Consider the following 17844-nt stretch of genomic DNA (forward strand, 5'->3'; position numbering starts at 1 on the left):
CGCTGGCCTTACGGGCCGGACAGCCTGGCGCTGTGCGCTGACGTCTTGTCGTGTCACTCTCGCCGCCTCCCCGAGATTTTGGCGAATCTGCGGCGCAATGCAATTTTTGCGTCAACTTTGTCGTATTCGCGCGAACCGTATCGTTCCCGAAGGTGCAGATTTGCGGATGGGATCTCTCCACTCGGCCGTTTTTGACATCATGGCTGTGATGCGGGATGGTATCAGGCAGAACGCCAATAAATGGGAGCAAGTCATGACCTTCTACAAAAGCAATGGGGACCGCGTTCCGGACCACGTCCTGGAACTCGCGGAAGAGGCGAAGAAGGGCGGCGTCGACCGGCGCGAATTCCTGGCGATCGCCAGTGCTTTCGGCGCATCGACGGCCTTCGCCTACGGGCTGCTTGGGCTTGACGGGCCGACGCCGGCAGCGGCACAGGAAACGCCCAAGAAGGGCGGCATCCTCAAGGTCGCCATGTGGATCAAGGACCCCAAGGACCCGCGCAAGGCCGACTGGTCGGAGATCGCCAATGCCGAGCGCCAGGCGATCGAGCCGCTGGTGAAATACACAAGGGAATACACGTTCGAGCCCTACCTGCTCGAGAGCTGGGAGGTCAATGACGACGCGACCGAATATGTGCTCCATGTCCGCAAGGGCGCGACCTGGAACAATGGCGACCCCTTCAATGCCGACGACGTGATGTTCAACTTCACGCGCTGGTGCGACAAGTCGGCCGAAGGCAATTCCATGACCGCGCGCATGGGCACGCTGGTCGACGATGCCACCGGCAAGATGCGCGAGGGCGCCGTCGAGAAGGTCGACGACATGACGGTGAAGCTCAAGCTCACCAAGTCCGACATCTCGATGATCCCGAATCTTTGCGACTATCCCGGCCTCGTCGTGCACAGGTCGTTCGACGAGAAGGGCGGCGACTTCGCCGCATGCCCGATCGGCACGGGCCCGTTCGAGCTCGTCTCCTACGACGTCGGCCAGAAGGTCGTCTACAAGCGCCGCGAGGACGGCAAATGGTGGAACGGCGACGTCTATCTGGACGGCATCGAGTTCATCGACTACGGCACGGACCCCGCAGCGATGGTCAGCGCCTTCGAGGCGGGCGAAATTCACTCGAACTTCGAAACCTCGGCCGACTATGTGTCCATTCTCGATGGACTCGACCTGGTGAAGTCGGAGGCAGTGACGGCGGCTACCATCGTTGCGCGCACCAACGTCACCAACAAGCCCTATGACGACCAGAAGGTGCGCAACGCGCTGCAGCTCGCGGTCGACAACGCCGTCGTTCTCCAGCTCGGCTACGGCAATGCCGGCGTGCCTGCCGAGAACCACCATGTCGCTCCGATCCATCCTGAATATTTCGAGCTGCCCAAGATCGCCCGCGATGCGGCCAAGGCCAAGGCGATGATGGCGGAAGCCGGCCAGGCCGAGTTCGAGCACGAGCTGATCACGGTCGACGAGGACTGGCACAAGAACACCGGCGATGCGATCGCCGCCCAGCTGCGTGATGCCGGGATCAAGGTCAAGCGCACCGTCCTGCCAGGCTCGACCTTCTGGAACGACTGGACGAAATATCCCTATTCGATGACCAACTGGAACATGCGCCCGCTCGGCGTGCAGGTCCTCGCGCTGGGCTACCGCACCGGCGAAGCCTGGAACGAGACCGCCTGGTCCAATCCGGATTGGGATGCCAAGCTGAACGCCGCGCTCGCCGTGGCCGACGCGACCAAGCGCAAGGCCATGATGCAGGAGATCGAGCAGGTCCTGCAGGACTCGGGCATCATCATCCAGCCCTACTGGCGCAAGCTCTATAATCATCACATGGCGGCGGTGAAGAACCACGGCATGCATCCGACCTTCGAGCACGACTACGGAAAGGTCTGGCTCGACTCCTAGGCCGTCGCATCGCGGGGAGGGGCCTCGGGTCCCTCCCTCGTTTCCTGAATCGCTGGGGCGTTCCGGCCGGTCGTTGAATCGATTCAATGACCTCAAAGGCGTCCCGGCTTCGGCCCCAACCTTCAGAACGGCAGGGGATTGATGCTCGCTTTCATCTTGCGCCGCCTCGGGACCATGGCACTGACCATGCTGTGCCTGACTTTCGTCGTGTTCTTCCTGATCAATCTCGAGCCGAACCTGAAGAAGCTCGCCATCAGCCAGACCGAGATGCGTGCGACATCGGAGGATCTGGAGCGCTGGCTGCAGCGCAACGGCTACCGCCAGAACTTCTTCGTGCGCTACGGCCAGTGGATAGGCGTGACGCCGAAGCTGCCCAACATCGACCCGGCGACCGGCGAGGCGGTGCCGCGCTTCCGCTTCTGCGCCGAACCTTCGGTTCCCACCTTTTCCGGCGTGCTGCAGGGCGATTTCGGTTGCTCGACCAAGTTCAAGACGACGGTCGCCGCGAAGCTGTTCCCGGCACTCGGCGCGACCGGCATATTGATGTTCTGGGTGATGGTCACGATGGTGCCCATTGCGCTGCTGGTCGGTATCCTGGCGGGAATGCGTGAGGGGTCGCGCACCGACCGTACGCTTTCCGTCGCCTCGATCACCACGACGGCAACACCGGAATATGTGTCCGGCATCATCTTCACGGTCATCTTCGCATCCTGGCTGGGCTGGCTCAACGGCTCGGCCGCCTCGGCGTCGCAAGGGGTCACCTTCTTCAACTTCACCTTGCCGGTCATGACCATGGCCATCTATGGCATCGGCTACATCGCGCGCATGACGCGCGCCTCCATGGTGGAGGTGATGACGCAGCAATATATCCGCACCGCCCGGCTGAAGGGGCTGTCCTTCGGCGGGGTGGTCGTCAAGCATGCGCTGCGCAACGCGCTGATCGCGCCCTTCACCGTCATCATGCTGCAATTTCCCTGGCTGCTGACAGGCGTCGTCATCGTCGAAACGATGTTCCGCTATCAGGGCTTCGGCTTCACGCTCGTCGAAGCGGCGGGCAACAACGACATCGACCTCCTGCTCGGCTGCGCGCTGGTGTCGGTCTTCGTCGTGCTGTTCACCCAGCTCATCTCCGACATAGGCTACGCCTATCTCAACCCGCGCATCAGAGTGCGCTGACAGGCCGGGAGCGCATGATGCAAGTCGAATATGTCGGTGCCTTCGAAATCGTCCTTGGCGTTCTCTTTCGCTTCTGGCCGGTCTGGCTGTCCCTGGCGATCGTGCTCGGCGCGAGCATCCGCTTCAAGAAGCGGCTCGGACTCTACGGCCAGCTCTTCGACAGCGGCGTGGGCATAGCGGGCGTCGTCATCTGCCTGTTCTGGCTGTTTACCGCGGCGTTCTCCGCGCGGATCGCGCCGTTCGACCCGCTGTCCCAGGTGCCGATCATGAAGGACGCGCTGCCGGGGGCGATCGAGCCCGGTTCCGGGCAGGTCTATCTGTTCGGCGGCGACAAGCTGGCGCGCGACGTGTTCAGCCGCATGGTCTTCGGCAGCCGCATCGTCCTGGTCATCGCGCCGGCCGCGACCGCCTTCGCGCTGATGGTGGGCATCGTGCTCGGCCTGCCCGCGGGCTACTACGGCGGCAGGACCGACACGATCCTGTCGTTCCTGGCCAATCTGGTGCTGGCCTTCCCCGTCATCCTCCTGTTCTACCTTCTGGTGACGCCGGAGATCCGCGAGCTCAGCTTCGATACCTGGCTCGGCCGGACCCTGGGCATCGGCTGGTCGATACCGCGCGGCCTGGCGGCCTTCTTCTTCCTGTTCCCGATCATCTTCTTCACGGTGTTCTTCTACACCCGCTTCAAGAGCCGGCCGCAGCTTCTGGCGCTTCAGCTGGCGCTGACCGTGCTCATCGGCGGATGGGTCTATCTCGGCCTCGTCTTCGACGCCGACCCGCTCGGGATCATCTCGATCGATCCAAACGAGCTGAACATCTTCGTGGCGGTGGTCTTTGCCTCCAGCCCCGGTGTGTTCCGCATCGTGCGCGGGCTCACCATGGACATCAAGACCCGCGACTATGTCGCGGCCGGCCAGACCCGCGGCGAGTCCCCCTGGTACATCATGCTCTGGGAAATCCTGCCCAATGCCCGCGGCCCGCTGATCGTCGACGCCTGCCTCAGGATCGGCTACACCACGATCCTGCTCGGCACGTTGGGCTATTTCGGCCTTGGCCTGGCGCCCGAAAGCCCCGATTGGGGCACCGCGATCAAGGATGCGAGCCGCCTGCTGCGCTCGGTCATCCATCCCGCGCTGCCGCCGACCTTTGCGCTGATGTCCTTCGTGCTGGGGCTCAACCTGCTCGCCGACGCGCTGCGCGAGCAATCGCTGAAGGATTGAGGAGGCGATGGTGCTCTACAGTTTACCCCCCTCTGGCCTGCCGGCCATCTCCCCCTCAAGGGGGGAGATTGGCAGCTTCGACGAGGCTGATCACTCCGCAATGCCGGTGATTGGCGAAATCGTCCGCGAGAGCGCAATCTCCCCCCTTGAGGGGGAGATGGCCGGCAGGCCAGAGGGGGGTACTTCTTTCCCAATGGGGAGGGCGACCAGATGAACGAAGCCGTCAAAGCCACGAACATCCAGGGGCCCATCCTCGAGATCGAGAATCTCTCCATCTCCTTCTTCACGCGGCGCGGCGAAATCCCGGCGGTGATGGATTTCTCCTGCTCGGTGATGCCGGGCGAAGCGATGGGCATCGTCGGCGAATCCGGCTGCGGCAAGTCGACAGTGTCGCTCGGCATCATGCGCGACCTGTCGAATGTCGGGAAGATCGTCGGCGGCCGCATCAGGTTCAAGGGCAAGGACATGGGCGACATGACCGACGAGGAGCTGCGCTCCGTCCGCGGCAATGAGATCGCCATGATCTACCAGGAGCCCATGGCCAGCCTCAACCCGGCGATGAAGATCGGCCGGCAGCTCATGGAAGTGCCGATCCTGCACGACAAGACCTCCAAGGAGGAGGCCTACAACCGGGCGCTGGAAATGGTGCGCGCGGTGAAGCTGCCAGACCCCGAGCGCATGATGCGCTCCTATCCGCATCAGCTCTCCGGCGGCCAGCAGCAGCGTATCGTCATCGCCATGGCGTTGTTGTCGAAACCGTCCCTGCTGCTGCTCGACGAGCCGACGACGGCGCTCGACGTGACGGTGGAAGCCGGCATCGTCGAACTGGTGAAGGGGCTCGGCGAGAAGTTCGGCACGTCGATGATCTTCGTGTCGCACAATCTCGGCCTGATCCTGGAGACCTGCAACCGCATCACCGTCATGTATTCCGGCGAGGCGGTGGAGACCGGCTCGGTCGAGGATGTTTTCGACCGCATGCGCCACCCCTATACGCAGGGCCTGTTCCGCTCGATCCCGCTACCCGGCGCCGACAAGAATTCGCGCCCGCTGATCGCCATTCCCGGCCAGCTGCCGCTGCCGCATGAGCGGCCGAAGGGATGCAATTTCGGCCCGCGCTGCCAGCATTTCGTCGAGGGCGTCTGCAATGCGGCCGAAATCCCCATGATACCGGTCGAGGGCCACACCGACCATTTCAGCCGCTGCGTGCGTTTCAACGAAATCGACTGGAGCGTGCTGCCGGAGGGCGCCCAGAAGAAGAGCGAACCGGTCAAGCCCGGCGCACCGGTGCTCAGGATCGACGACCTCAAGAAATACTACCGGGTCGCGGCCAACGAGATCTTCGGCGGCGGCGAAGGCCGTGTGGTCAAGGCGAACGAGGCGATCAGCTTCGAGGCGCGCGAATCCGAGACCGTGGCGATCGTCGGCGAATCCGGATGCGGGAAGTCGACCCTGGCCAAGGTGCTACTCGGCCTGGAGACGGCGAGCTCCGGCAGCGTTTCGCTCGGCAACAAGAACATCGAGTCGACCGGGATCGAGATGCGCGACGTCCAGACCATCTCGTCGATCCAGATGGTGTTCCAGAATCCTTTCGACACGCTCAATCCCAGCCACTCGGTGGGTTCGCAGATCATTCGTACGCTGGAGAAGTTCAAGATCGGCCGGACGGTGGCCGAGCGCAAGCAGCGCATGTTCGAACTGCTCGACCTCGTCAAGCTTCCGCGCGCCTTCGCCGAACGCATGCCGCGCCAGTTGTCGGGCGGGCAGAAGCAGCGCATCGGCGTGGCCCGCGCCTTCGCCGGCCAGGCCAAGGTCGTGGTCGCCGACGAGCCGGTCTCGGCGCTCGACGTGTCCGTCCAGGCTGCGGTCACCGAACTGCTGATGGACATCCAGCGCCAGAACAAGACGACGATGCTGTTCATCAGCCACGACCTGTCGGTCGTGCGCTACATCGCCGATCGCGTCGTCGTCATGTATCTCGGCCACATCGTGGAGCAGGGCACCACGGACCAGGTCTTCTCGCCGCCCTATCATCCCTACACCGAGGCGCTGCTATCGGCGATCCCGATCGCCGATACGAGCGTGGTCAAGAAACACATCGTACTGGAGGGCGACATTCCCTCGGCGATGAACCCGCCGACCGGTTGCCCGTTCCAGACCCGCTGCCGCTACAAGCACCTCGTGCCGGATAATCTCTGCGAGACCGAGGTTCCGCCGCTGCGTGACCTCGGCGCGGGCCATCGCAGCCTGTGCTGGCTGTCCGACGAGATTCTCGCGGGCATGGAGCCGGTGATCAGCTTCGACAAGCCGGCCGATGCCGAGGCGCATGACATAGAGCCAAAGGATTCCCGGCCTGGCTCAGGCCCGGGCTTCGTCGGCGAACCGCCGCAACGCCCGCATGGCAAGACCGCCAGCGCCGAAGCCGATGCGGACGAGGAGGCGATCGAGGAACGTAAGGCATCCGCGCGTGTGTGGCGCGACGAAATGCGGGAGGCGGTGGACGACAGCGGCGGCGTGTCCGAGCATGCGCCGTCGCAGGTCGCGCCCCAGATGCCCCTGCAAGTGGGCGAGGGCCGGCAGGCCGACGACGCCGATGTCCCCTCCGCCTTCGAGGGGAGGCCGGCAGCCTTCGCCGAGCTGCAGCCGGCTCCGACGAAAGCCGGGTCTCGCGCCGCACCCGCCCGACGCGATCAGGCAAAGGCGCGGAAGCCGAACGGTGCCGACGAGAAAGGTCGGCCGGCTGGGATAAGCAGGCCGGCGCGCCCGGACGATCTCAAGCTCATCGCCGGCGTCGGCCCGAAGATCGAGCAGACGCTCAACGGGCTCGGCATCTACACCTATGCCCAGATCGCCGCCTGGAAGAAAGTCGAGCGCGCCTGGGTCGATGCCCATCTCAATTTCCACGGCCGCATCGAGCGCGACGATTGGGTGCGCCAGGCCAAGGCGCTCGCCAAGGGCGGCGAGGCCGAATATGTGAAGGTGTTCGGCAAGAAGCCGCGTTAGGAGGCCTTCGGCCCTAAGGAAACTTCGGAAAAAGCCGCTTCGCATTGGATTACTCCTCACTGTCCTGCCGGACGCCCGGCCGGGTCCCCGCTGCTTCGCAGCGTCCCGGCGTTCGCTGGCCTTTCATCGTGCCACAGGCACGACGAATTCGCTCCGCGAACCGGCTGCTCACCCCGCAAGCAGGGAGAGAGCCGATGGGTCTACGCCTTCGCCAATCGCCGAGTTTTCCGATTGGCGAAATCCGAGCGGCCAGCCTCTCTCTCCCCGCTAGCCAGGCCGTGTGAGAACTGGACGGAGGCATAGCGTGGTGAGTGGTTTGGAAGTTGAGGCACGAGTTCATGCCCCCCTATGCTTGCGAGGACAGCAGGGTCTGGAGCAGCGCCGGCACACCCAGAATGTTCACCACCCGCTTCAGATTGTAGCCCAGGACGCTGAGCGCCAACTCGGACCTGGCCTTTTTCAGCCCGCGGACCAGGAACCGGGGATGGCCCATCATCCATTTGATGGTGCCGTAAGGGTGTTCGACCAGCATGCGCCGCTGCGCCATCCACTCGGGGTCGCTGATGGCGCGCCGGTGCATCGCCTCGCGCGCATCTTCATGGAAGTGGCGGATGATGGTGCGCTTGGCGGCCTGCGTGCACTTCGGCTTCAAGGCACAGTCCGCACAGGCCTTGGTCCCGTACTTCTTCTTCTGTTCCGTCCACGAGGTCTCCCGGTGGGTGAGCGTTTCGCCGGCCGGGCAGCGCCAGCTGTCGCTCTCGGCGTCGTAGCTGAACTGGTCGCGGGTGAAGTACTCTTTGCCTTCCGGGTTAACGGTTTCGGCCCGCGGCACGATGGCGGTGATGCCGTCGTCCTCGCAGCGCTGGCCGTGCTCGCCGTTCGAATAGCCGGCATCGGCCACCACCGTTACCTTGTCACCGTCCACGGCTTCGCGGCCGGCCACCGCCATCGGGTGGAGCTGGCACTGGTCGTTGCCGTCATTGGTCAGGTCGAAGGCAACCACCAGCTTGTGTTTTGCGTCGACCACGGTCTGCGCGTTGTAGGCCACCTGATGGCCGTGCCGAGCCGTGCGCATCAGCTTGGCCTCGGGCTCGGTGCGAACCCACTGGCTCAACCCGCGTCCGGCCAAAGCCTCGGCCTGCTGCTGGATCTGCTCGCGGCGCGCCCGCAAGGCCGCCACCGCCGCCGCAACGTCCACGCCATCCGTCTGCGCCGCGCGCTCGTCCCGGTCGGCTTCGTCCATCTGCGCAAGATAGGCGGCAATCTTGCGATCCACGGCCGCCGTCGCCTTCTCCAGTTCCTTGGCCGTCACCACCTGCTTGCGGCTCGCCACCGCATCGATCTTGGTCCCGTCGATCGCAAGCAACGTGCCGCCGACCAGCGCCTGCTCCCGGCAGAAGCGCACGAAGGCCCGGCACACCCCAACGATCGCTTCCGGATGATCCTTGCGGAAATCCGCAATCGTCTTGAAGGCCGGCGCCGCGCGATGGGTGAGCCACATCACTTCAATGTTGCGCCGCGCTTCCGCCGCAAGCCGGCGGCTCGACCGCACCTGGTTCTGGTAGCCGTACACATAAAGCTTCAACAAATCGCCCGGATCGTAGGGTGGCCGGCCCGTGGCCTCGGGAACAACCTTGGAGAAACCGAGCTGCGCCAGATCGAGGCTGTCGACGAAGGCATCGATGACCCGCACCGGATGATCGGCACCGACCGCCTCGTCCAAGGTTTCCGGGAACAAGCTCGTTTGCTCCCGCGACTGGCCTGTCATATGCGCCATTTCGGCCTCGTCTCAAACTACCAAAAATCCGGCAAATCACTGCTTTGGATCAACAATTTGAATCCGATCCAGGTTGATTTGGGAAGCCCAAGATGCTCCTCGACACATCAAAAAAACCAATGCCCGAGTTTTCACACGGCCTGTAGCGGGGAGAGATGTCCGACAGTGAGGGGCAACCAAGAGGCGGCAGCACCGCATCTCGCCAGATCTTGGTCGAAGCGCTTCCAGTCAATATTGGGCGCCGCCCGGAAGGCCGCCCCGACGAATGAGCGTGGAGGCGTCTGCGTCCGGCGCCATTGATTTAAGTCGAGTTTGCCGTACATGTTTTACGCCGCTGGATGGCGGCAGCAATCACAAGTTGGAACGATTCCAAGCCATTGTGCTTGCAACGCGAGTTTTTGCGTCTAAACGACGGCTGCAAACAGGTCGTTCAGGCGAGGATGGGTGCGCGTCGACATGGGTGAGCTTCTGAAGCGCTTCGCTTCCTATTACCGTCCGCATCGCGCCCTCTTCGTGCTGGATTTCTCCAGCGCCGTGGCGGCAGGGCTGCTTGAGCTGGCCTTTCCCGTCGCGGTCACGATGTTCATCGACAAACTCCTGCCGACCGGCCAGCTGGGTATCATCGCGCTCGCCGCAACGGGACTTCTCGTCATCTACCTGCTCAATGCGGGCCTGCAGGTGATCGTCACCTATTGGGGCCACATGCTCGGCATCAAGATCGAGACCGAGATGCGCAGGAAGGCCTTCGATCATCTCCAGAAGCTTTCCTTCGGTTTCTTCGACAACAGGAAAACCGGCCATCTGGTGGCGGGACTCACAAAGGATCTGGAGGAGATTGGCGAGGTAGCCCATCACGGGCCGGAAGACCTGTTCATCGCGGTGATGACACTGATCGGAGCCTTCGCGCTGATGCTGTGGGTTCATGTGCCGCTCGCTCTGATCACAGCGCTCGTCGTGCCGCCGACGGCCTATGTCACGACGCGCTACGGAACGCAGATGACCGCAACCTGGCACGCGATCTATGGAAGGGTGGCGGATTTCAACGCCCGCATCGAGGAGAATGTCGGCGGCATCCGCGTCGTGCAGGCCTTCGCCAACGAGGATCATGAGCGGCGGCTGTTTGCCGAAAGCAATGCGGGATAGTTCAAGACCAAGCTCGACGCCTACAGGGTGATGGCGCTTTCCATGTCGCTGTCCTACCTCTCGATGCGTTTCGTGCAGGTGGTCGTCATGCTGGCGGGAGCCTGGTTCGTCGTACGCGGCGAGCTTTCGGCGGGCGGCTTCGTCGGCTTCCTTTTGCTCGTCGGCCTGTTCTTCCGGCCGCTTGAAAAGATCAACTCCGTCATCGAAACCTATCCGAAGGGCATTGCAGGCTTCCAGCGCTACACGCGTTTCCTCGACACGCAGCCCGACATCGCCGACCGGAAGGGCGCAGTCGACGTGGGACGACTGCGTGGCGAGATCGAGTACCGCGACGTGCGCTTCGGCTACCGACCAGACAGGCCGGTTTTCGACTGCCTGGACCTTTCGATCCACGCAGGCGAGACGGTCGCTTTTGTCGGTCCTTCCGGAGCAGGCAAGACGACGATCTGCTCGCTGCTGCCGCGTTTCTATGAAATTGCCGGCGGTGCGATCATGATCGACGGCATCGATATCAGGGATATGGCGCTCAAATCTCTGCGCTCGAACATCGGCATCGTGCAGCAGGACGTTTTCCTGTTCGCGGGAACGATCCGCGATAACATCGCCTATGGCCGCCTGGATGCGACGGATGCGGAAATCGTCGACGCAGCGCGTCGCGCGAGGCTCGAGGGCGTGATTGCCGGCCTGCCTGCGGGCCTCGATACCCCGATAGGCGAACGCGGCGTGAAGCTCTCGGGCGGCCAGAAGCAGCGACTGGCCATAGCGCGAATCTTCCTGAAGAACCCGCCGATCCTGATCCTCGACGAGGCCACGTCGGCACTCGACACCGAGACCGAACGAGCGATCCAGCAGGCGCTTTCCGAACTGGCGCAAGGGCGGACCACCCTGGTGATCGCGCACAGGCTGGCGACGATCGCCAATGCCGACCGTATTTTCGTTGTCGACGAGGGCCGGATCGTCGAGCGCGGCAGCCACGCCGAGTTGCTCGAGCAAAAGGGCAGCCGCTACGGCAGGCTTCACGCGGCGCAGGCCGGCAGCGGAAGTGGCGGCCGCGGCGCCACGCATCGCGGAACGCAAGCTACACCGAAGGGAGAATAAGCAGCGACAAATCGCTGCCCGATCCTTGCCGGTCGACACTCCCGGCCGGACATGCTCAGAAGCCGCAACGGCGCAGCGGTGCGGTGTGGCCTTGCGCCGTCTTCCCGGTGTCTCGTGCGCAGCGCTCCAGGCTGATGACGCCACGAACGGGCAAGTCGAGGGCATGGCCGAACTTCCATGTCCGGTCGGTCGTGCGCACGCGGCAGCACAGCACCCGGATCGAAACTCCTCATCGATTTCCTCGACCGATCCGCCTGTTGTCGCCTGAAATCAAAAAATATGCATGCGCTGCAAGGAAGCGGGGCGCTGGAAGTGGCATGCCGATCCAGGGGGAGGCGATGGCTGCCCCGGTCAGGTACAGGAGCCGCGACAGATGAAGCACGAGACCTTTGCCGAAGCCCTTCGCGGCACAGCTGCCCCAACCCGGGAGGTCGACCTGCTCGTCGTCGGCGCCGGCTTCGCCGGCATGCTTGCCGCGATCGAGGCCAGGCGCCGCGGTATCGATGATGTCCTTGTCATCGAAAAGGGCGACGACTTCGGCGGCTGCTGGCGCGAGAACACCTACCCCGGCGTTGCCTGTGATATCCCTTCGCACCTTTATTCGTTCCGCCGCAATCCTAGCTGCGACTGGTCGCGTACCTACTCGCCCGGCGCCGAGATCTTCGCCTATGCGCAGCGGATCGCACGCGAGGAGGGGCTCTACGAGCGGACCCTTTTCGGCAAGACCATGACATCGGCCGACTGGGACGCCGGGTCCCGTCGCTGGAAGGTGCGCACCGCGGAAGGCGACCTCTTCGTCGCGCGGGCGCTTGCCTCGGCCACCGGGCCTTTGCATCAGGTCAAGCTGCCTGAAATTCCCGGCCTCGACGGCTTTGCCGGCACAGCGTTCCATTCCGCCGAATGGCGTCACGACGTGGATCTCCCGGGCAAGCGCGTGGTCGTCATCGGCACCGGCGCGAGCGCCATCCAGTTCGTTCCCGAGATCGCCAAGGTCGCGGGGAAGGTAGCGGTCATCCAGCGGTCGGCGCCTTACGTGGTTCCACGTCACGACCGGACGATCCCCGACTGGCTGCGCTGGGCCTACCGCAACCTGCCCGGCCTTCGGGCGCTGCGCCGGACCGTACATTATTATCTCGATGTGGAGCTGAAAAAGGGGATATTCACCGGCGCCGGGCATCTGCGGAAGGCGGCGACGAAGCAAGCACTCGGCAATATCGATAGGTCGATCAAGGACCCGGTACTCCGCGCCAAGCTGGTGCCCGACTACGAGATCGGCTGCAAGCGCGTCCTCATCTCGGATGACTGGTACCCGGCGCTGGCCCGCTCGAACGTCGCGGTTGAGACCGCGGGCGTTGCAGAGGTCCGCGCCGACCGCGTGGTGCTGCGCGACGGCACCGAGATCCCGGCCGACGTCATCGTCTTCGGCACCGGTTTCCACGTCAACGAGGCGTTGATGGCACTGCCGGTGCGAGGCCGCGACGGCAGGTCGCTGCGGGACGCGTGGACCGCGATCGACGGCTCGATCGGCGCCTATTTCGGGGGCACCGTCCCAGGCTTCCCGAACTTCTTCCTGGTCCACGGACCGCGCACCGGATCGGGCTGGATTTCCGCACTGCTGATGATCGAGAGCTCGGTCGAGCACTTCACCCGTGTGCTGACCGAGGCCTGGGGCCGGGGCATCGACGCGATCGAGCCGAGGCTCGACGCCTATAACGAGCTTACCGCCGAACTCGATGCCCGCGTCGAGGGCATGGTCTGGAACCGGGGCGGCTGCGCGTCCTGGTATCTCGACGCCAGCGGTCGCAACCGTCTCACCTGGCCGGGCAGCCACACCGACTTCGACCGGCGCCACCGGGCGGCCGGCCTCGAAGGCTACGAGCTCGCCTGACACGTCGCGTGGCCGCCATGGTCGTGTGCGACCACGGTGCCGGGTCAAACGGCCGGCCGGTCGTTGTCGTGATGTCGATAGACGAGGGGCGAGTCGCCGTACCAGCGCTGGAAGGCGCGCGTGAACACGCTCTGGTCGGCGTAGCCCACAGCTTCCGAGACCTGCGAGAGGGGGAGCCTGGTACGGGTGACGAGCGACAGCGCCCGGGCTCGGCGCCATTCGTCGACGAGGTCGCGGAAGACGAGGCGCTCGGCCTTCAGCCGCCGCTGCAGGCTGCGGGGCTCGAGGCGGAGGCGGCGGGCGACGTTTTCGAGCGTGCAGGTCCCCAGTTCCATCTGCCGCGCGATCTCGGCGCGCACCGCGTCGCCGGGCTGGCCGGAGACCTCGTGGCGGGCAGTGGCCAGATAGCGTCGTATGATTGCGTGATAGGCGGTGTCGCTCCGTTCGAGGCGCCGGTCGAGCACAGTCCGGTCGAAGTAAAGCGCATTGCGCTCGGCCTCGAAGCGAACCGGGCAGCCGAACCAGCTCTCGGCAGCGCTCCGGGAGCCTCTTTCGTCCTCGCGGAAGCTTGCTTCCAGAAAGTCGACCCGCGTCCCGGCCGCCTGCTCGACCACGTTCTTGGTCACTGCCAGCGAGCCCAGCAAATACTGCCTGGCCGGACCGGTGGCCGGATGCAGATCGAGCACCATCGCAGCGATGTCTTCTTCCTCCTCGAGCGCGCAGACGAGGCTGTTCGAGTGTATGACAAGGTTGTCGATGATCGCTGTCAGCGCGCCGCGCAGGTCGCTTTCCATGCGCGTCAGGAGCGCCACCGGGCCGAGGATCTCCAGATGCTGATAAGGTGCGAGCCGCAGCCAGAGGTCGGGCAGTTCCCAGTCGTCTGCGCAGCGCTCGGCGAGTTCGCAGAATGCGGCGATGTCGACCTGCTCGTCCGGGCGGCTCAGAAGGCCAGGGTCGAGGCCGACTGCACGCATGGCGGCGGTCAAGTCGGCGCCGCGCTCGGCGGCGACTTCCCTGAAGCCGCTCAGGCTTGTCGCGCGTGTATAGTATCTCGCCACGGGGCCTCCTCCCGACCTTATGACGCCACATCAGATCATCTTATACCAAGCATTGCGGATCGGTGATCCGCCTGAACTGTCTGTAGTATCGATCGCGATTGAGAAGCACCGGATGTCTCGACATCCAGGCTGCCCTGTGAAGCGGCTGGCATTCCAGGCCGGTCCATCCGCTGAACGGCGCCTCGATCGGAAACCCCATGAGGCGCAAATGGCAGGCTATGGGTTGCTGGCTTCGGCTGGCGGAAGCATTTCACCCGGATGGCCCCACCAACCGCCAGGAGAAGTACAGCATGCCGCTGGCCGTGAGCCAGGATCCTGCCACGCGCACTGCCACCTCCTGCCAGAACTTATCCCGGCTGAGAACGACGGCAGCTACGACCAGCCCCACGACCGTTCCGCTCAAAACCGTCGCGGTGCCGGTGAGGAACGCCATGGGAAACGATTGCGTCTCCGGCTGCGCGTCCAATCCGACTGCGAATCCGCCGACAAGCGCGAGCACCGCTGCCACAGCCACCGGCAAGCCGATACCTGCCGTCACCGTTGCCGCCGCAACAAGCGCTATGCCAACAAGAAGGCCGCTACCTGCTCCCCCGGCTACGTCGGTGAAACCCGTGGCGAGGCCCAGAATGAGCCCGCCGCACAGCGCCGGTATGCCGTAGTGGCAATGCTTGAAGCCGCAGAAGCCGAGCAACAGGCCGATCGCCGCGATCACGAGCAGTTCCGCCGGCACGATGATCGGGTGAAGCAGGCCGGCGTAGAAATCACCGACCCCGTCCAAAGGCGCATGGGCGCGCACCGGTGTCGTTGCAGATAGGATCGCGATTGCGCAAAGCCAAGCGGCAGCGCTTCGCTTCATCACACGCCGCCGCTCAGAAACGCGCCGCCCGCCACGGCGATCAGTCCGCCTGCGCTTCGCACGAGAACGGTCCCCGAAGGCCACCGCGCCAGCGCACCGAAAGCAATGCCGCACAGGTGAAGCAAGCCGGTGGCGATCACGAAGCCGAGCGCGTAGGACATTGCATCCGCAGCATCGGGCATCTCGGCCCCATGCGCGTGCCCGTGGAATATCGCGAACGCACCGACGATGATCGCCGCCACCCAAAGCGGCGGCTTGAACGCAAAGGCCACACATAGCCCGAGTATCACCGCGGAGAGTGCGATCCCGGTTTCCACGGCAGGCACTTCGATCTGCGCTATCCCGAGTGCGCCGCCCAAGGCCATCACCAGGGGGAAGACGATCGGCAGGAGCCAGAGTGCCGGCGCTCGAAGAAAAGCTCCCCAAAGCCCGACCGCGACCATGGCGACGACATGATCGGGCCCGAAGAGCGGATGGAAAAAACCGCTGAGGAATCCGCTCGCATGTCCCGTCTCCGTGTGGGCCAATACGGGGCCTGTCATCATGAGCGCCGCCAAGCCGCAAAGGGGGGCCAATGCCCGGTTGATACCGATTTTCAACTCGAATTCCTCCCTTTTGCGATCCGGGTTTCTGCCGCCGAAAACGGGGCAGGCACCCGGAATCCCATTGAAAGTCGTTGCAGCAAAGCTCCGGGCGGCAAATGTTGGTCAGTCAGGCCAGGAACCCCGTCACGCGCTCGATGAACCAGAACGATGCGACAGTTCCGATCGCGTAGGTCGTGATTGCGAATGCGGATCGGCCGAGCAGGGGTGGGAACCTGAGAACCCTGGCTGACGCCACGATCGCCAGGATCACAGCAATGAACAGCAACTGGCCGATCTCGACACCGATGTTGAAGAACAGGAGCGCCAGCGGGATGTCTCCGGGCGGCAGCGACAGTTGAGAGAGCGCACCGGCAAAGCCGAGGCCATGGAGCAGCCCGAAAGCGAAGGCGACCACCCATGGACGCTTCGCGGTGAGGCTGGGGCGACCATTCCGGATGCGAAGGATCTCGCCGGCAAGCAACAGAATGCTGAGCGCGATCGCCGCCTCGACCGGCGGCATCGGAACGTTGACGAATCCCAGAGTGGCCAGCGACAGGGTGATCGAGTGCGCCAGCGTGAAGGCCGTCACCGTGAAGAACAGGGCGCGCAGGTCGCGAGCGATCAGGAGCAGTGCAAGCACGAACAGCAAATGGTCGAAACCGAACAGGATGTGGTCGATGCCCTGCATCACGAAAGTCTTTGCGACCTGAAGGGGCCCGGCTGCGATCTCGATGTCGATCCAGGGCTGCGAGGGATGCACGAGCGTGGTGGTCACCGAACCGTCGAGCATCTTGACGCGAACGATAACGTCGGTGATCGTCGCCTGCAGGCCCCTGAATTCGATACGCTTGCCGGCCAGGCCGTCAGAGGTCTCGATAATACGGCGCTCGACAAGAGAGTCCGGAAACTGCCGTTCGGCGGGTTCCCTGAAATTACGCACATCGCCGGGAAACTGCAGGGCGACCGGCAGGCGCGCGCCTGAAAGCAGAGGTGTGCGCCAAAGCACATTATAGTGCTGGGCCCCCGTCTGGTCGATTTGCAGGTAGGCCGGACGTATCTCATGTGCGGCCACCGTCGTGAGGAGGCCGATGGACCAGAGAAGGACGGCAATCAGGAAACGCCAGTTCAGGCGCGCGGCCACCCGTTGCGTCGTCATTGCGAAAGCGCTTCTTCCGAGGCGCTGGCGGCCTTCGGCCCTGCCGGGTTCGTGAGATCCGTATCCTCGATGCGCGGAACGATCACTTCGTAGCGTGAGCGCATCTCTTCGAGCGCCGTCTGCTTGACCTCGCGATAGCGGTCATCGAGCCAGGCGGACTTGACGTTCACTTCGACCTCTTCGAAAGCCGGCACGCGACCGGGCTCCACGGATTCGATCCACACCAGATGCCAGCCATAGCCGGATTGGACCGGCCCCTGCCATGTTTTCGCCTCGAGCTGGAAGAGCGCCTCGGCAAAGGCGGGGCCGAACTCCTTCGCGACCTGCTCAGGGGTGCTGTCCCCATAGTAGGTCCTGAACATGAACGGGTCGCCATTCGAAGCGACCTCGGGCGAATCCGGAAGTTTGCCGGCGACGACATCGAGTGCCGCCGCTGCCGCTTCACGCGCACCGCCGCCGTGCTTGTCCGGCGAGAAATAGATGTGCCGGAAATTCAGATGCGGAGGCAGCGCAAAGCGCTCCGAGTTCTTCGAGAACCAGTCCGCGAGTTCGGCTTTGGTCGGCTCGTCGATCGCTGCGAGGTCCGCCGCCACGAAGTCCATCTTCTGCGCAAGCCGTCTCTTGATGATCTGATCGTCCCGGTCGAGACCCATGGCCACCGCCTCGCGGAACAGGATCTCCTCGGTAACCTTCTGATCAACGAGACTGCGCAGTTGGTCCATTGTGGGGGCTGGCCGCCCCTGCGCCAGCCAGCTCACGGCGAGCTGGCGGATATCGTCCTCGGTCAGCACGATTTTCTGCGGATCGGCTGCTGTGTCCGGCTCGCCGTTGGTGAATTGATAGGCACCGAACAGGACGGCGCCCACCACGAGAAAGTGGACGAGCGGTTCATGCAGAAGCCGTTGCCACCTGCTGGACACGGCGACAGCTTCCCCAGCACGTTCCGGGCCGATTTTCGGCGTGATCGGAAGCAGCCTCATGCGTG

Annotated in this window: 11 protein-coding genes and 1 pseudogene; 6 read left to right on the top strand and 6 right to left on the bottom strand. The window is 64.1% G+C overall.

All coding sequences use genetic code 11. The features are described 5' to 3' along the window. The first annotated feature begins 253 nt into the window (after nt 1–253). From JN302_RS18710 to JN302_RS18725, 4 genes are all read left to right on the top strand, one after another. Complete coding sequence (locus tag JN302_RS18710) at nt 254–1906, top strand: ABC transporter substrate-binding protein (protein ID WP_202334035.1); 1653 nt, start codon at nt 254–256, stop codon at nt 1904–1906. Nucleotides 1907–2047: 141 nt separating this feature from the next. Then, entirely contained in the window at nt 2048–3082 is a 1035-nt protein-coding gene (locus JN302_RS18715; protein ID WP_202314103.1) for an ABC transporter permease, read from the top strand. Nucleotides 3083–3099: 17 nt separating this feature from the next. Then, a complete protein-coding gene (locus tag JN302_RS18720) occupies nt 3100–4299 on the top strand; it encodes an ABC transporter permease (protein WP_202314852.1) in 1200 nt (399 codons plus the stop codon). A 210-nt stretch (nt 4300–4509) separates the two neighbouring features. Continuing rightward, nucleotides 4510–7299 (top strand): dipeptide ABC transporter ATP-binding protein, encoded by a 2790-nt coding sequence (locus JN302_RS18725; protein ID WP_202334036.1) that lies wholly within the window; start codon nt 4510–4512, stop codon nt 7297–7299. 346 nt (nt 7300–7645) lie between these two features. Here the strand turns inward: JN302_RS18725 and JN302_RS18730 are convergent, their stop codons facing one another. Next, nucleotides 7646–9076, bottom strand: a complete 1431-nt coding sequence (locus JN302_RS18730) for an IS1182 family transposase (RefSeq protein ID WP_202330014.1) — start codon at nt 9074–9076, stop codon at nt 7646–7648. Nucleotides 9077–9532: 456 nt separating this feature from the next. Between JN302_RS18730 and JN302_RS18735 the strand changes: the two are divergent. Further along, a pseudogene (locus JN302_RS18735) lies at nt 9533–11317 on the top strand (ABC transporter ATP-binding protein). A 373-nt stretch (nt 11318–11690) separates the two neighbouring features. Continuing rightward, a complete protein-coding gene (locus JN302_RS18740) occupies nt 11691–13205 on the top strand; it encodes a flavin-containing monooxygenase (RefSeq protein WP_202334037.1) in 1515 nt (504 codons plus the stop codon). Nucleotides 13206–13249: 44 nt separating this feature from the next. Here the strand turns inward: JN302_RS18740 and JN302_RS18745 are convergent, their stop codons facing one another. From JN302_RS18745 to JN302_RS18765, 5 genes are all read right to left on the bottom strand, one after another. Beyond that, on the bottom strand, nt 13250–14263 hold the full coding sequence (locus JN302_RS18745) for an AraC family transcriptional regulator (RefSeq protein WP_202334038.1): 1014 nt from the start codon (nt 14261–14263) through the stop codon (nt 13250–13252). Nucleotides 14264–14513: 250 nt separating this feature from the next. Continuing rightward, nucleotides 14514–15119, bottom strand: coding sequence for a HupE/UreJ family protein (locus JN302_RS18750; RefSeq protein ID WP_274609270.1), 606 nt, complete (start codon nt 15117–15119; stop codon nt 14514–14516). Next, nucleotides 15119–15664: a HupE/UreJ family protein gene (locus JN302_RS18755; protein WP_202334040.1), complete on the bottom strand. Its 546-nt coding sequence runs from the start codon at nt 15662–15664 to the stop codon at nt 15119–15121. Before JN302_RS18755 ends, JN302_RS18750 begins: the two co-directional genes overlap by 1 nt. Nucleotides 15665–15830: 166 nt before the next feature. Then, on the bottom strand, nt 15831–16859 hold the full coding sequence (locus JN302_RS18760) for a HupE/UreJ family protein (protein WP_202334041.1): 1029 nt from the start codon (nt 16857–16859) through the stop codon (nt 15831–15833). Continuing rightward, nucleotides 16856–17839 carry a peptidylprolyl isomerase gene (locus JN302_RS18765; RefSeq protein ID WP_202334042.1) on the bottom strand — a complete coding sequence of 328 codons (984 nt, stop codon included), beginning with the start codon at nt 17837–17839 and terminating at the stop codon, nt 16856–16858. Before JN302_RS18765 ends, JN302_RS18760 begins: the two co-directional genes overlap by 4 nt. Nucleotides 17840–17844: the final 5 nt, after the last annotated feature.

The organism is Mesorhizobium sp. L-8-3, assembly GCF_016756615.1.
GTDB lineage: Bacteria > Pseudomonadota > Alphaproteobacteria > Rhizobiales > Rhizobiaceae.

Coding starts and splice junctions, on each gene's coding strand:
- JN302_RS18710 (WP_202334035.1), top strand. CDS start 254: ATGACCTTCTACAAAAGCAATGGGGACCGCGTTCCGGACCACGTCCTG.
- JN302_RS18755 (WP_202334040.1), bottom strand. CDS start 15,664: ATGATGACAGGCCCCGTATTGGCCCACACGGAGACGGGACATGCGAGC.
- JN302_RS18730 (WP_202330014.1), bottom strand. CDS start 9,076: ATGGCGCATATGACAGGCCAGTCGCGGGAGCAAACGAGCTTGTTCCCG.
- JN302_RS18760 (WP_202334041.1), bottom strand. CDS start 16,859: ATGACGACGCAACGGGTGGCCGCGCGCCTGAACTGGCGTTTCCTGATT.
- JN302_RS18740 (WP_202334037.1), top strand. CDS start 11,691: ATGAAGCACGAGACCTTTGCCGAAGCCCTTCGCGGCACAGCTGCCCCA.
- JN302_RS18715 (WP_202314103.1), top strand. CDS start 2,048: ATGCTCGCTTTCATCTTGCGCCGCCTCGGGACCATGGCACTGACCATG.
- JN302_RS18750 (WP_274609270.1), bottom strand. CDS start 15,119: ATGAAGCGAAGCGCTGCCGCTTGGCTTTGCGCAATCGCGATCCTATCT.
- JN302_RS18765 (WP_202334042.1), bottom strand. CDS start 17,839: ATGAGGCTGCTTCCGATCACGCCGAAAATCGGCCCGGAACGTGCTGGG.
- JN302_RS18725 (WP_202334036.1), top strand. CDS start 4,510: ATGAACGAAGCCGTCAAAGCCACGAACATCCAGGGGCCCATCCTCGAG.
- JN302_RS18720 (WP_202314852.1), top strand. CDS start 3,100: ATGCAAGTCGAATATGTCGGTGCCTTCGAAATCGTCCTTGGCGTTCTC.